This is a genomic window from Bradyrhizobium sp. CCBAU 51627 (genome assembly GCF_028128765.1).
Classification (GTDB): domain Bacteria; phylum Pseudomonadota; class Alphaproteobacteria; order Rhizobiales; family Xanthobacteraceae; genus Bradyrhizobium.
The window spans coordinates 486,868-500,518 of record NZ_LBJG01000005.1; the positions used below are offsets into that span (position 1 = coordinate 486,868).

The 13,651-nt window shown below is 65.0% G+C and carries 11 protein-coding genes; 7 read left to right on the plus strand and 4 right to left on the minus strand.

Annotation, left to right across the window (positions count from 1 at the left end):
* The first annotated feature begins 527 nt into the window (after positions 1–527).
* The 7 genes from XH88_RS04605 (at position 528) to XH88_RS04635 (ending at position 8,322) form a co-directional block, all read left to right on the plus strand.
* On the plus strand, positions 528–2,303 hold the full coding sequence (locus XH88_RS04605; protein WP_271614211.1) for a thiamine pyrophosphate-requiring protein: 1,776 nt from the start codon (positions 528–530) through the stop codon (positions 2,301–2,303).
* Entirely contained in the window at positions 2,303–3,409 is a 1,107-nt protein-coding gene (locus XH88_RS04610) for an enolase C-terminal domain-like protein (RefSeq protein ID WP_271614212.1), read from the plus strand. The genes XH88_RS04605 and XH88_RS04610 overlap by 1 nt, the downstream gene beginning before the upstream one ends.
* On the plus strand, positions 3,406–4,374 hold the full coding sequence (locus XH88_RS04615; protein ID WP_271614213.1) for a hypothetical protein: 969 nt from the start codon (positions 3,406–3,408) through the stop codon (positions 4,372–4,374). Before XH88_RS04610 ends, XH88_RS04615 begins: the two co-directional genes overlap by 4 nt.
* On the plus strand, positions 4,367–5,017 hold the full coding sequence (locus XH88_RS04620; RefSeq protein ID WP_271614214.1) for a gluconate 2-dehydrogenase subunit 3 family protein: 651 nt from the start codon (positions 4,367–4,369) through the stop codon (positions 5,015–5,017). The genes XH88_RS04615 and XH88_RS04620 overlap by 8 nt, the downstream gene beginning before the upstream one ends.
* Positions 5,007–6,710 (plus strand): GMC family oxidoreductase, encoded by a 1,704-nt coding sequence (locus XH88_RS04625; RefSeq protein WP_271614215.1) that lies wholly within the window; start codon positions 5,007–5,009, stop codon positions 6,708–6,710. Before XH88_RS04620 ends, XH88_RS04625 begins: the two co-directional genes overlap by 11 nt.
* A gap of 2 nt (positions 6,711–6,712) precedes the next feature.
* Positions 6,713–7,825 (plus strand): SDR family oxidoreductase, encoded by a 1,113-nt coding sequence (locus tag XH88_RS04630; RefSeq protein ID WP_271614216.1) that lies wholly within the window; start codon positions 6,713–6,715, stop codon positions 7,823–7,825.
* Positions 7,826–7,911: 86 nt separating this feature from the next.
* Positions 7,912–8,322 (plus strand): hypothetical protein, encoded by a 411-nt coding sequence (locus tag XH88_RS04635; RefSeq protein WP_271614217.1) that lies wholly within the window; start codon positions 7,912–7,914, stop codon positions 8,320–8,322.
* A gap of 19 nt (positions 8,323–8,341) precedes the next feature.
* On the opposite strand, the gene XH88_RS04640 is transcribed toward XH88_RS04635, so the two are convergent.
* The 4 genes from XH88_RS04640 to XH88_RS04655 form a co-directional block, all read right to left on the minus strand.
* Complete coding sequence (locus XH88_RS04640) at positions 8,342–8,956, minus strand: Isoquinoline 1-oxidoreductase subunit (protein ID WP_442868412.1); 615 nt, start codon at positions 8,954–8,956, stop codon at positions 8,342–8,344.
* 11 nt (positions 8,957–8,967) lie between these two features.
* Positions 8,968–9,492, minus strand: coding sequence for a (2Fe-2S)-binding protein (locus tag XH88_RS04645; protein WP_271614219.1), 525 nt, complete (start codon positions 9,490–9,492; stop codon positions 8,968–8,970).
* Entirely contained in the window at positions 9,489–12,260 is a 2,772-nt protein-coding gene (locus XH88_RS04650) for a xanthine dehydrogenase family protein molybdopterin-binding subunit (RefSeq protein ID WP_271614220.1), read from the minus strand. The genes XH88_RS04645 and XH88_RS04650 overlap by 4 nt, the downstream gene beginning before the upstream one ends.
* Positions 12,261–12,468: 208 nt before the next feature.
* The gene (locus tag XH88_RS04655) at positions 12,469–13,557 is read right to left on the minus strand and encodes a hypothetical protein (protein ID WP_271614221.1); all 1,089 of its coding nucleotides are present in this window, start codon (positions 13,555–13,557) and stop codon (positions 12,469–12,471) included.
* Between the last annotated feature and the right edge of the window lie 94 nt (positions 13,558–13,651).

Genomic DNA, 13,651 nt, shown 5'->3' on the forward strand with positions numbered 1-13,651 from the left:
CAAGGAGAAGATTGCGCCGAGGCATGCCAAGGTATCTTGACTATCTCGGCATGTGCAGATGCGAACGAGAAAACAGCGATCATTGAGAAGATGATCTGCCTCATTGGAAAATTGCGCCCCTGCTTCCCTGATTCCCGCTAGCAGCATATCGGAGTTCGGGAGCGCTGGTCTCGTTCGTCCGCGCCGTCGAGTGCTGCTCAGGCGGTCGATCATGCGGTGCTTGCACCGCGGTGAAGTTTGCAGAGCGCTTCTCGCAAATTCGACCTTTCTCCAATCCGCTTCATAGGAACATTCGCACGCTTCGGCGGTAGGCGTGGGGTGAAGCAAACGATGTTCCGCTTCGCCCAGGTTTCCAATCGATCCCGTCGCGCCGCGCAGGGAGCGGGGTTCGCTGGTCCGCATCTTCGGCCGGCAATCGGGCCCGCTCGACCTAAACATTCATTAATCCTGCAACGTTCGGCGTTCTGTCCTGTTTGGATTCCATGTCCAGCCGCCCATCGTCATGAACGACACACGGGACGTTTCCGATGAATGTTAGCGAATATGTTTGGCATCGCCTGTCCGAATGGGGTTTGAAGCGCGTCTATGGTTATCCCGGTGACGGTGTCGGCGGCCTCGATGTCGCTCTGGAAAGGGCCAAAGACAGGGTGGAATACGTGCAGGTTCGCCATGAGGAGATGGCAGCCTTCATGGCCTCGGCGCATGCCAAGTTCACCGGCGAAGTCGGCCTTTGCTATGCCACCTCGGGTCCCGGCGCGATTCACCTCCTCAACGGGCTCTATGACGCCAAGATGGACCACGTTCCGGTGGTCGCTCTTGTCGGTCAGCAGGCACGAAGCGCGATTGGGGCGAGCTATCAGCAGGAGGTCGATCTCCAGACCTTGTTTCAGGGCGTGACCGAATATGTCGCAATGGCGAGCGTTCCCGAGCAGGTCCGCCATCTGATCGACCGGGCGGTCCGCATCGCCCACACCAAGCGTGCCGTCACCTGCGTGATTCTGCCCAACGATCTGCAGGAGCTGGACTACAAGGATCCGCCGCTGGCGCACGGCGCCACCCATACCGGCATCGGCTATGCCGGACCGGCGAAGCTGCCGGACCAGGCCGCGCTTCGAGCCGCCGCCGATGTCCTCAATGCAGGGAGCAAGGTTGCCATGCTCGTCGGCGCCGGCTCGCTCGATGCAACCGACGAGGTGATCGGAGTGGCTCAGCGCCTCCAGGCCGGGGTGGCCAAGGCGCTGCTCGGCAAAGCGGCCGTGCCTGACGACCTGCCGTTCGTCACCGGCTCGATCGGCCTGCTGGGAACGCGGCCGAGCTGGGACCTGATGAAGAACTGCGACACGTTCCTGATGGTGGGCTCCGCTTTTCCGTACAGCGAGTTCCTGCCAAAGCCGGGGGCGGCGCGCGGCGTGCAGATCGACATCGACGGCAGCCGCCTCAGCCTGCGCTATCCGATGGAAGTGAACATGGTCGGCGACAGTGCAACCACGTTGCGCGCGCTGTTGCCGCTGCTCACGCAAAAGAAGGAGTCATCCTGGCGGCGTGACATCGAGAAGGGCATGGCCGATTGGTGGGACACGCTGAAGGAGCGGGCGATGAATTCCGCGAAACCGCTCAATCCGCAGCGGGTGTTCTGGGAGTTGTCGCCGCGGCTGCCTGACAACGCCATCATCACCGCCGATTCCGGCTCGGTGGCGAACTGGTATGCGCGGGACCTCAAAATGAGGCGCGGCATGAAGGCGTCGCTGTCCGGTGGGCTTGCCTCGCTCGGCGCCGGCACGCCTTACGCGCTGGCGGGAAAGATGGCCTATCCCGATCGCACCGTGATCGCCTGCATGGGCGACGGTGCGATGCAGATGAACGGGCTCAACGTCATGATCACCATTTCCAAGTATTGGACGCGGTGGTCGAATCCGCGGCTGATCGTGCTGGTGCTCAACAATCGCGATCTCAATCAGGTGACATGGGAGGAGCGCATCCAGCTCGGCGCGGGCAAGACCGAGTCGACCCAAAGCATTCCTGATTTCCCTTATCACCGTTATGCCGAGCTGCTCGGACTGAAAGGTATCTTCGTCGACAATCCCGACCGGGTCGGCGCGGCATGGGACGAGGCGCTCGCGGCGGACCGCCCGGTGATCCTCGAGGCCTATACGGATCCCAACGTGCCGCCGCTGCCGCCGCACATCACGCTGAAGGACGCCAAGAACTTCGTCAGCATGATCCCCAGCGAGCCCGAGCTCGGAAGCGTGTTGAAGAACAGCGCGAAGGAGCTGTTGACGAGCGTTCTACCCGGGAAAGACTGATGCAGTGCGAGGTCCCGATCCGGAGCGTGCGAGCGAAGGCATACACCGTGCCGACCGATCGTCCCGAGGCAGACGGCACCATCGCCTGGAATTCGACGACGATGGTGCTCGTCGAGGTCGAGGGTGGCGGTCGGGTCGGGCTGGGATACACCTATGCGAGCGCCTGCCTCGTCGGGCTGATCCGGGATAAGCTGGCCGCTGTGATCACGGGCAGGGACGCCATGGCGCCCCAGGCCTGTTTCGAGGCCATGCAGCGGGCGGTCCGCAATCTCGGACGTGAGGGCCTCGCGGCGACGGCCATTTCCGCCGTCGATGCAGCCCTGTATGACCTCAAGGCGCGTCTGCTCGACCTGCCGCTCGTCGTCCTTCTCGGTGTGCGGCGTACCTCCATTCCAATCTATGGCAGCGGCGGGTTTACGACCTATTCCGATGCCGAACTGGAAGAACAGCTTGGCGGCTGGGTTGCGAGGGAGGGCTGCGCCTACGTCAAGATGAAGGTCGGCTCCGAGCCCGACCGAGACCCGCATCGCGTCGCGGTGGCCAAGCGCGCGATCGGCGGTGCAGCCCTGTTCGTCGATGCCAACGGCGCCTACAATCCAAGGCAAGCGATCCGACTCGCGCACGACTTCGCCGAGCAGGACGTCAGGTGGTTTGAAGAGCCCGTGTCGTCCGACGACCTGCCTGGACTTGCCATGGTGAGGCAGCATGCACCCCTCGGGATGGACGTGGCCGCGGGTGAATACGCTTACACGCTCGATTACGTGCACGGCATGCTCGAGAGCTGCGCCACCGATGTGCAGCAGGCCGACGCGACGCGGTGCGGCGGCTACACCGGCTTTCTGGAAATCGCGGCACTATGCGAGGCCTTTCACGTCGATCTCTCCGGTCATTGTGCGCCGGCACTGCATCTGGCAGTCGCCTGCGCGGCACCCCGCATGCGCCATCTCGAATGGTTTCACGATCATGTCCGCATCGAGCACATGTTCTTTGACGGCGCGCCGCGGCCGCGCGAGGGCCGGATTGCGCCCGATCTGACGGCGCCGGGACATGGGTTGGTCTTCAGGCGGACCGATGCCGCCGCCTATGCTGTGTCGGAGGCCGCATGAACCGGCCCGCCGAACGCGATCTGATTGCAATGGCCGGGATCGCTGCATCGGGCCTGGCACTGGCTTCACTGCTGTCGAGCAGTTCGGCACGCGTGCGCCCCCCGCGATGGCGCCTCGCCGCGCCGGGGCGCAATCGCTCCAGCAACCCGGAAACGGTGAAAGCCGCGCGAAGGCTCAACCGGGCCGCGGGAACGCTTGCGGCCTCGGTGCTGGCCGATTCCAGCGTCGAGCACTACCGTGGCTCGTTCAAGAACAAGGCCATGTACACGCCGCTCCTGGTTTCGGCGCTCACGCTGGCAACGAGCCTGCACGGCACCGCCGACATGCGTCCGCTGGCGCACAAGGCGCGCGATGCGACCTACCTGCTTGCGGCCGCGACCGGACTGGTCGGCTCGGGATTCCATCTCTACAACGTCGGCAAGCGCGTGGGCGGCTTCAGCTGGCAGAATGTGTTTTATGGCGCGCCGATCGGCGCCCCCATGGCGATCCTGTTGTCCGGCCTGCTCGGCTTCTGTTCGGAACGCGTGCGTGAAGCACATCGAACGCGCCCGCGCATTTTCAGGCTACCGGCAGGACGCGCGATCGCCGCAGTCACCGGTGCGGGCCTGCTCGGCACCACCGGCGAGGCCGGCCTGCTGCATTTCCGGGGCGCCTACCACAACCCATTCATGCTTCTGCCGGTCACGCTGCCGCCGATTGGCGCGGCGCTGCTGATGTCCGCGGCCGGCGGCGGACCGGGCAGGACGCATCGGTTCACCCGCTGGTGGATGCGGCTGCTGACCGGCATGGGCTTCGCCGGTGTCGGCTTCCATGCCTACGGCGTGTCGCGAAACATGGGGGGCTGGCGCAACTGGAGCCAGAACATCTTGAACGGACCGCCGCTTCCCGCGCCGCCGAGCTTCGCCGGCCTCGCGCTTGCGGGTCTGGCGGCCCTTGGTCTCATGAAGGCGCATCCCGATGCATGAACGCCGCGACCGCTATCCCGGATATGACGTTCTTGCCAAATGGTCGGGACCATCCTGGAACGACAAGACGCGCGACGTCATCACACGGCGGCTGTCGATTGCGCCCGAGCCGCGCTTCTTTACGCGTGACGAATACGAGACCGTCGTGGCGATCGCGGACCGCATCGTCCCCCAGCCGGCAGTTCGTCCGCCGGTGCCGATCGCCGCACTGGTCGATCGCAAGCTGGCCGAGCAGATCATGGACGGGTTTCGCAGGCCCGGTGTGCCCAGAGACGGTGAGGCGTGGCGTCGCGGCCTGAAGGCGCTGAACGCCGAGTCCGCCGCAGCGTACGACAAGCGCTTTGCCGAGTTGCCGGAGGCGTTGCAGGACAAGCTGCTGCGCGCCGCCCAATCCGGTGAATTGAAAGCGGCGGAATGGGGCGGCTTGCGCTGCGAGGTATTCTTCAAACATCGCCTGGGGCGCGACATCGTGCTTGCCTATTACGCTCACCCGACCGCCTGGAGCGAGATCGGCTGGGGCGGCCCTGCAAGCCCACGGGGCTATGTGCGCCTCGATCTCGACGAGCGCGATCCCTGGGAAGCTGCCGAGGCAAAGGACGGCAATGATGCAACTGCACGCCGGAGCAACCGCGGTGTCCGATGATCCCCTCCATGCGCCGCGGGCGTGCGATGGTCGGGCACCGGACGTCTTCCGTCCGGGCGGCTGGGTCCCGATGCGGCAATATCGCGAGAGCGAGCCGGTCGATTTCGCCATCGTCGGAACGGGGGCGGGCGGCGGCACGCTCGCCTGCAAGCTCGCCGAATACGGCTTCTCCGTCGTCGCGTTCGACGCGGGTCCCTATTTCAGGCCATTGGAGGATTTTGCGTCCGACGAATCCGAGCAGACCAAACTCTATTGGACCGATGACCGCATCGTCGACGGCGACAATCCGCTCCAGCTCGGCAGCAACAACAGTGGCAAAGCTGTGGGCGGCTCGACGGTGCACTTCGCGATGGTCTCGCTGCGCTTTCGGCCCGAATGGTTCAAGTCACGCAGCATGCTCGGCTATGGCGCCGACTGGCCGCTCGATTGGCACGAGATGTGGAGCTACTACGCCGAGATCGAGCAGGCCCTGAAAATAGCGGGTCCCGTGACCTATCCCTGGGGCCCGCCGCGCCCGCGATATCCGTATCGTGCGCACCCGTTGAACGGCGCGGCGCGGGCGTTGGCGAAAGGCTGCGAGGCGCTGGGAATCAAATGGACCGAGACGCCGCTCGCGACGCTGTCGGCGCCGCGCGGACTTGCCCGTCCCTGCGTCTATCGCGGTTTCTGCGTCACGGGCTGTTCGACCAATGCCAAGCAGAGCGCGCTGGTCACATGGATTCCGCGCGCGATCGCCGCGGGTGCGGAAATCCGCGACCTTGCGATGGTCGGTCGCGTCGAGGTCGAGTCCTCCGGCCTCGTGTCCGGCGTTCATTATCATCGGGACGGCAGGTGGCGTTTCCAGCGTGCGCGCAACGTGGTCGTCGCAGGCTACGCGATCGAGACGCCACGGCTTCTGCTCAACTCCGCGACGGCTCGCTTTCCCAACGGCCTTGCCAACAGCTCGGGTCTGGTCGGAAAGAACCTGATGACGCAGTCCAATCAGGCGGTGTGGGGACGGCTGGAGCAGGAAGTTCGTTCCTACAAGGGGCCGCCCTCGCTCGCCATCACCGAGCACTGGAACTACGAAGACAGGGGCAAGGATTTCTTCGGCGGCTATTCCTACATGAGCCAGGGCCCGTTACCGCAGCTCTGGGCCAACACGCTGTTCAACGCGCGCGGTCTGTGGGGGAACAGCCTGGTCGAGGCCATGAAAGACTATAATCACGTGGTCGGTCTCAAGATCGTCGGCGAGATGCTGCCGCAGGAATCCAATCGGGTGACCCTGTCCGAAGAGGTCGATCAGTACGGGCTGCGCATTCCCCGCATCACCTATTCCTGGTGCGACAACGACAAGCGTCTGATCGATCACTCCCTCAAGTTCATGAGGCGCGCGCTGGAGGCGGTGAATGCAACCGATATCTGGATCCAGGACGACGACACCTGCCATCTCAACGGAACGGCGCGGATGGGCAGCGATGCCCGCTCCAGCGTCGTCGATGCGGATTGTCGCAGCTGGGACATTCCGAATCTGTGGATCTGCGACGGCTCGGTGTTCCCGACGGTCGGCGGCGCCAATCCGTCGCTGACGATCCAGGCGATCGCCTGCCGGACCGCGGACCGCATTCGCGCTCTGGCACGGCGAGGGGAGCTCGAGGCCGGTTCAGCACGGCCATCCATTCATCGGTGTTCAATCGAGGTGCAGAGATTATGAGCGTGGTTCCGTTTCATTCAGGCGGGGTCGTCGTCATCACCGGAGCTTCGGCCGGGGTGGGGCGCGCCATTGCGCATCGCTTCGCCCGCGGCGGCTGGCGCATCGGGCTGATCGCGCGCGACGCCGAGGCGCTGGAGGCGACCCGGCGCGAGGTCGACCAGATGGGTGGATCGGGGCTGGCCTTGCCGGCCGATGTTGCCGATGCGGAGGCGATGTTCGCAGCGGCGGACCGCGTCGTCAGGGACTTCGGAACGATCGATGTCTGGATCAACGATGCCATGGTCACCGTGTTCTCGCCGGTGTGGAAAATGAGTGCCGAGGAGTTTCGCCGCGTCACCGAGGTGACCTATCTCGGCTTCGTGCACGGCACGATGGCGGCGCTGCGTCACATGCGTCCGGCCGATTGCGGCCACGTCATCCAGATCGGGTCGGCGCTTGCCTATCGCGGCATCCCGCTGCAATCGGCTTATTGCGGCGCCAAGCATGCCATCCGCGGCTTCACCGATTCCCTGCGCACCGAGCTGATCCACGACCGGAGCCGCATCCAGCTCACCATGATGGAGCTGCCGGCGGTCAACACGCCGCAATTCGATTGGGCCCGGACCCACATGCCGCGGCAGCCGCGTCCGGTCGCGCCGGTGGTGCAGCCCGAGGTGATCGCGAATGCCGTCTATCAAGCTGTCCGCCGTCCTCGCCGCGAATCCTGGATCGGACTGAGCACGCTCAAGGTCATCCTGGGCAATGCCGTGCTTCCGGCTTGGCTCGATCACTATCTGGCCAAAGCAGCGTTCTCGGCGCAGGAGACGGCGGAGCCGGTGGGGCAAGACCGCGCCGACAATCTGATGAGCTCAGTGAGGTCTCTGCACCGCACGCGCGGGCGTTTCGGCGCGGAGGCGGACGATCATGCGCTGGTCGTCGATGGACCCATGGCACGTATTGTGCCGCTAGCGGTCGGCGCACTCGGCGCTTTCGCAGCCGGCCTTCTGGTCGGCACACGGACCGGCGCATTTGCACGCACACGCCCCATGCGGAGCCGAGCAGATCGTGCCACAAAATCCCTAGGAACGATCGGCGCTGCACGACGATTACGCGTCAACCAAGGAGAACGCTCGTGAAACCAACTCTTGCCATGGCAACATTGCTGGCATTCCTCGGCTCGCCCGTGCTTGCGTAAACGTCCGCTCCCGTCAACGGCTCGCAGATGGACGCAGCATCGAGCAAGAACGACCAAGGCAGTCCGGCGGACACTTCCCCGAACGGCGGCCAAACACATGATGCAGACGCAATCGAGAAAATCCGCCACGATCTGGAGAAGGCGGGCTTCACCGATGTGAAGGTGGTCGCCCGTTCGTTCGTCGTGCAGGCCATATCGAGCGACGGCAATCCGGTGCTCATGACAATTGGTCCGCACGGGATGTCCGTGTTTGAAGCGATGAGCGGAGCAGGGAGCAATTCAGGAACAGTCGGCATGAGCTCAAGGGTCCGACTTGTGGTGAGTCCATCACCGTCTCGTTCGTCATGCGCCAGGACCGTCATTCTCTCCGGTTGCGATCGGATTGGCTACAGTGGTGCGCGGATCAATAGCCCGCCCTCGGTCGCACGTCGTCGATGACAATTCGTCCCGGCGCCCGTCACGGCGCAGGGCAGGCCGCTCCGGTCTCCACCCAGGCTTTGACCAATGCGCCGGCCTGGGCTTGGGTGCCCGGGACGGGCGAGCGGCCGAAGCCGGGTTTCCAGGCCCAGCCGACCAGCGTGTCCTTGCCGATGTGGTCGATGAGATCTTCCACCTTGCGGCCGCCATTGCGCGCGGGATCCCGGATCTGCTCGCAGATCTCGCCGATCGTCTTGCCCTCCCAGGCCATCTCGCGCGGGGCGAGGTGCCATTCGGGATGACCGGGAATGCGGCCGGGCTCGAAATTGGCCTTCTGGTGGCAGGTGTGGCATCGCATCGCTTCAACGCCATGGCCATCGGCGCCGCGCGTCACCGGCGGCTGATGGAGGCGCGGATTGTCGCCCTGGCGCGGGCTGTCGCCGGCCGGGTGGCAGTTGGTGCAGCGCGGATGCGTCAGCACCTTGCCGAGCTCGGTGAAGATCGCGGCCGAGCGCTTCTCGGTGTCGGTGATGCCGGCAAAGCTCTCCGGCGAGGCGAGGCCGTGGCTGGTCGTATCGGAGGCGGCGTAACCGGCGCACAGGCTGCTCGTCAGCGCCGCCATCACGACCATGATCTTGACGCGCGCGGTCATCATCACTGGCGCACTCATTTGCTGGCGATGAGATAGCGGCTGGAATCGGCGAGGATCACGTCGCGCACCGCCTCGTGATATTTGATGTAGCCGGTGCAGCGGCAGAGATGCCCGTCGAGGGCGTCCGCAATGGTCTGCTCCAGCGCCTCGCGGGCAACCGGCGAGCGCGACAGACGTTCGAGCAGCACCTGGCCCTCATTGAGGAAGCCGGCGGTGCAATAGCCGCACTGGAAGGCGAAGTGATCGATGAAGGCCTGCTGCAGGGCCGAGAGCTGATTTTCCTTGGCGTGGCCTTCGACGGTGCGGATCGACTTGCCGTCGAAATTGACGGCCGGCGCGATGCAGGTCGGGCTGGTGTAGCTGGTGCCATCGGGCTCGTCGACGATGATGGCGCAGCTCAGGCATTGCGCGGCGCCGCAGCCGAACTTGGTGCCGGTCATGCCGAGCATCTCGCGCAGGAAATCGTTCATCGAGAGATCGTCGCGGACGTCCATCGGGCCATGCTTCCGGCCGTTGATGGTGAGGCTGAGGGTCGTCACGCAAGCACTCCCTTCAGGAGATTGGCCGTGACCGGCAAGGCGCGGAAGCGGTGGCCGGTGGCGTCGTGGATGGCATTGATCAGCGCCGGCACGATCGGGATCATCACGACCTCCGCCATGCCCTTGGGCGCTTCGTTCCCTGTCAGAGGCTTCAGCATCTCGATCTCGAGATCGCGCAAGGGCAGGTCGGAGCCCCGCGCGATCAGATAGCGGCCGAGATTCCATTCGCCATTGCCTGGACCGCCCTCGAACGGCGGCAGCGTTTCCAAGAGCGCGTAGCCGACGCCCATGGCGAAGCCGCCATGGGACTGGCCCATCACCACTTCAGGGACCAGCGCGGTGCCGCATTCGAATACGCTGTAGGCCTTGGCGATGCGCAAATTGCCCGTCGCCCTCTCGATCTCGACGCGGACGAGCGTGCCGCACATCGAGGTGTAGGCGGTGCCGATGCGGTTGTTATCGGTCGGTGGAAACTTGACGCTGGCGCGATTGATCCGCTCGAATTTGTTGTTGCCACGGCGGATCGCGAGCGCGTCGATCTCAGCGAGGTATTGCTCGCCAAACAGGGGAAAGCGTGCCCGCGACCAGGCCCAGCGCGAGAAACTGTGTGCGACTGCACCGGTGACGAAGCCGCGCGCATGCGCGGTTGCGGCAAGCCTCGCCAATGGCAATGGCTCCAGGCCGGGCATGGTGAGTTGGCCGTTCTGCCAGTTCGCATTCGCCGATTGCTTGGCTCGCGGATCCGTCTTGGGGATGCGCCACAGCTCCAGTGCGGCGGGCCACAGGCCGAAGCGGAAGATCACGCGGGCGGCTTCGGTTGCGGAGTGCGTGCCGACATGGGCGCCGATCGAAGCCGACGTCGCCGAGGAGATCGAAGGGACCCAGCGCGGATTCCTTGCCGCCGCGTCCTGGGTCTTCTGGTCCATCGTGTAGGGATCGCCCGAGGTGACGAGGCCGAGCACGTCGTAGCTGTCGACCCGCGCGACCGAGACCTCATCGGCGATGGCGCCGAGATCGGCGGCAACGCGGTTCGCCAGCGCCGTGCCGATCCCGTTGCCCATCTCGACATGGTCGCAGAAGATCGCGATCTTGCCGTCGGCGCCGAGCTCGACGCGGCCGAGCGAGCAGTCCGCGCCGGAGCCGTAGTCCTTGGTCACGCAGGCCACACCCGTGCCGACCAGGCGGTCGCCCGAAGTGTGCCTGAGCTGCGCGCGCTGCTGCCAGATCGGATGCTTTTCCAGACGATCGAGGATCTCGGGCGTACGCACCGAGACGATGTAGGGATTGCCGGTCATGGTCCGGCCGTTCTGCTTCAAGGCGTTGCGGCGGCGGAATTCAATCGGGTCGAGCTGGAGCTCGCCGGCGGCTTCGTCGATCAGCGCTTCGAGCGCGGTCATGGTTTGGAGCGTGCCGTAGCCGCGCATCGAGCCTGCGGTGACGCCGCGCGAGTGCATCGCTACCGTGGTGACGTCGACCTTGGGGATGTCGTAGATGCCGATCGCGCCTGTTGCGGCGACGACGGCGACGTTGGCGGAGAAGTTGGCGAGCCCGCCGCCGTCGAGGACGTGATCGGCGGCGAAAGCCTTGATCAGGCCGGTCTTGCGGTCGATGCCGATGCGCGAGCGCATCTTGATCGGGTGGCGTTTGATGCCGCCCTGGAATTGCTGGTAGCGGTCATGCGCGAGCCGCGCCGGTTTGCCGGGAAAGCAGATTGCCGCGAGCGCGACATAGAGGATGAACGGCGTGTGATCGCGGCCACCAAAGCCGCCGCCGACATGGGCGAATTGCGCGTTGATGTGCGAGGGCTTGTAGGGCGCATGTGCCTTGGCCAGCAGATGCGCCAGCGACTCCGCGGCCTCGTAAGGAGACTGCACGCCGAGCACCAGCTCGAGATTGCCGCCTTTGCCGCTGTACCAGGCCAGGCCGCATTCCGGCTCCAGGAACATCGGATCGACCGACTGCGTCTCGAACTCGCGGTCGAGCACCAGCAGCGAGGCATCCTCGGAGGCAAGCTCGGCGCGGATCTGGTCGCCAAGCTTCGCGGCCTTGACGTAGTCGGCCGGCATCTCCTTGGCGAGCGGCGACCACACCGGCAGCGCGGCGTTCTGAACTTTCTTGGGCGAGACCCAGCCGGCCTGGATCGGCGAATAGATGTCGGGCTCGTCGGGCGAGGGGCCCGCGACACGGGTGAAGCGATAGGCGCCGTAATCGGCTGCGATCACCGGCCCCGTCTCTTCGCCTGATTTGACGAAGGTGCCGTCGCGGAGCGCGAGCCGCGCCTGGTCGAAGGCGTCGAACTTTTCGAAGATCAGGAGCGCGACGGGTTGGCCGAGATAAAGCGGCGTCTTGCCGGGCGGGCAGAACAAATCGCCGGCATAGAATTCCGGCACCTCAATGCCGATGCGGTCGAGATCTGCCGCTGTGACGATGGCGGAGGGCTTGAGCGCGCCGCTGAGGCGGGCGAGGTCGAGACCGGTGTAGACATGCGTGGCGTCGTTGGCGCGCACCAGGATCGCGTGCGAGGTGGTCTGCGGCCAGCCCGGCATGTCGCTGGCGCGGAAGTCGGAGGCGTAGAGTTTTGCGCCGGTGACCTTGGCGACGCCATCGACCCGGCCGGCGCCCTTGGTCGCGGGATTGAAATTGCCGCGTCCAGGCAGCGTCTCGTGCGCGGCGAAGGGCGCGTTCGCAGCCGCCGCAAGATGCGACAGGCTGACCGAAATGCCGCCCGCGGACATCAACTTCACGAACTCGCGTCGCGAGGGCCGCATGATCTCACCCTTGTTCAAGGTCGTTACCGGCTCGCGATGCTGACTGAATCGCGGACGCGATCGCTTCCATGGATACGCACCTACGCTGGCGTCAAGCTGCCATGATTCGGCGCAGCTGGAGTAAAACAGTAGGGCCGTTTACGAGAGGTGAAGGCGGCCGCTGCGAACGCAGCCGCCTCTCATCCAGCGCACGATTCAGCTCAAGGCGTCACTTGAGATCGGCGATCGTCGCGGGGCCGGGGCCCGGGGTGACCAAGGTCGGCCATTGCTTCGAGCCGAACGGAACCAGCAGCGGCAGGAACGGCTTCATGCCGCGCTTCTCGGTCTCGGCGATGATTGCCGCGCGCGCATCGCCTCCCATGAGTTCATAATCCATCAGGTGATAATTGCCGAAGAACAGCGCGCCGACCGAGCGGTCGGCGATGATCCGCGTCAGCGATTCCAGCATGTCAGCCGGCGTCGTCGTGAATGAAACCGTTTCGATCAGGAGCAAACGCGTGTTGATGGCCTCGGGGCCGAAGAACTGCGCGAGCACGCTGAAGATCACGTTGTTCTGCCGCGTGACGTAGATGGTGTTGCTGGCGGCATAGGTCTTCTCCCAATCGGGACCGAGCTGCGCCTTCCAATCGGCCAGCACGCCCATCCAGTGCGCGACCTGGGTCTGGGCCGCCCACGCCACGTTCCTGGCGAGGAATGGGGCCTGCTGCTTGCCGAAGGCCTCCAGCTTTGCGAACGGAATGGCGCCGCTCGCGAGGCATTCGTCCATGAAGGCGATGTTGTTCTTCAGGATGGTGCGGTTGTTGTCGCGCCAGTCGGCCTGCATCGGCGTGGCGTCGAGGCTGTCCAGCGCCGATTGCATCCGGCTGCGGAAGGCCAGCATCGCGCCGCGCCAGGATTTGTTGTCCGGATTGTCGACATAAGGGCCGACGATTGCGGCCAGTGCCATGGTGCTGTGGCCGATCGATTTCAGCAACTGGTAGACGACCGGCACCTGCGGCGCGTCGAGCGGCGGCCGGCCCGGCCGGTAGAGGATCAACCGTCCGCCGGCTCCGGAGAACAGGCCGAGGATCACGGGGTGCTTGTCGAGGATGTTCTTCTGGAACACCTTTGCAGAGTCGCCATAGAGCTCGAACATCGCCGTGTTCAGCGCGAGCACATCCCTGGTGGCGACATCGCCGGAGGCGGCATTCGGCTTGCCGGATATCGGCGCCATGTAGTCGGGCAGGGTCTGCGCAGTTGCGGCACCGCCGCCGAGCATCAGTGCTGTGGCCATGGCCAGGCCAAAACGAACTTTCATCGGTATTCCCCCAGGAGCATTCCAAACGTCGGGTCGACGGCCGGCCATCGCAGTCGCTGGCCGGCGCTATCAGCGGTTGTGACGGAAAATCGCT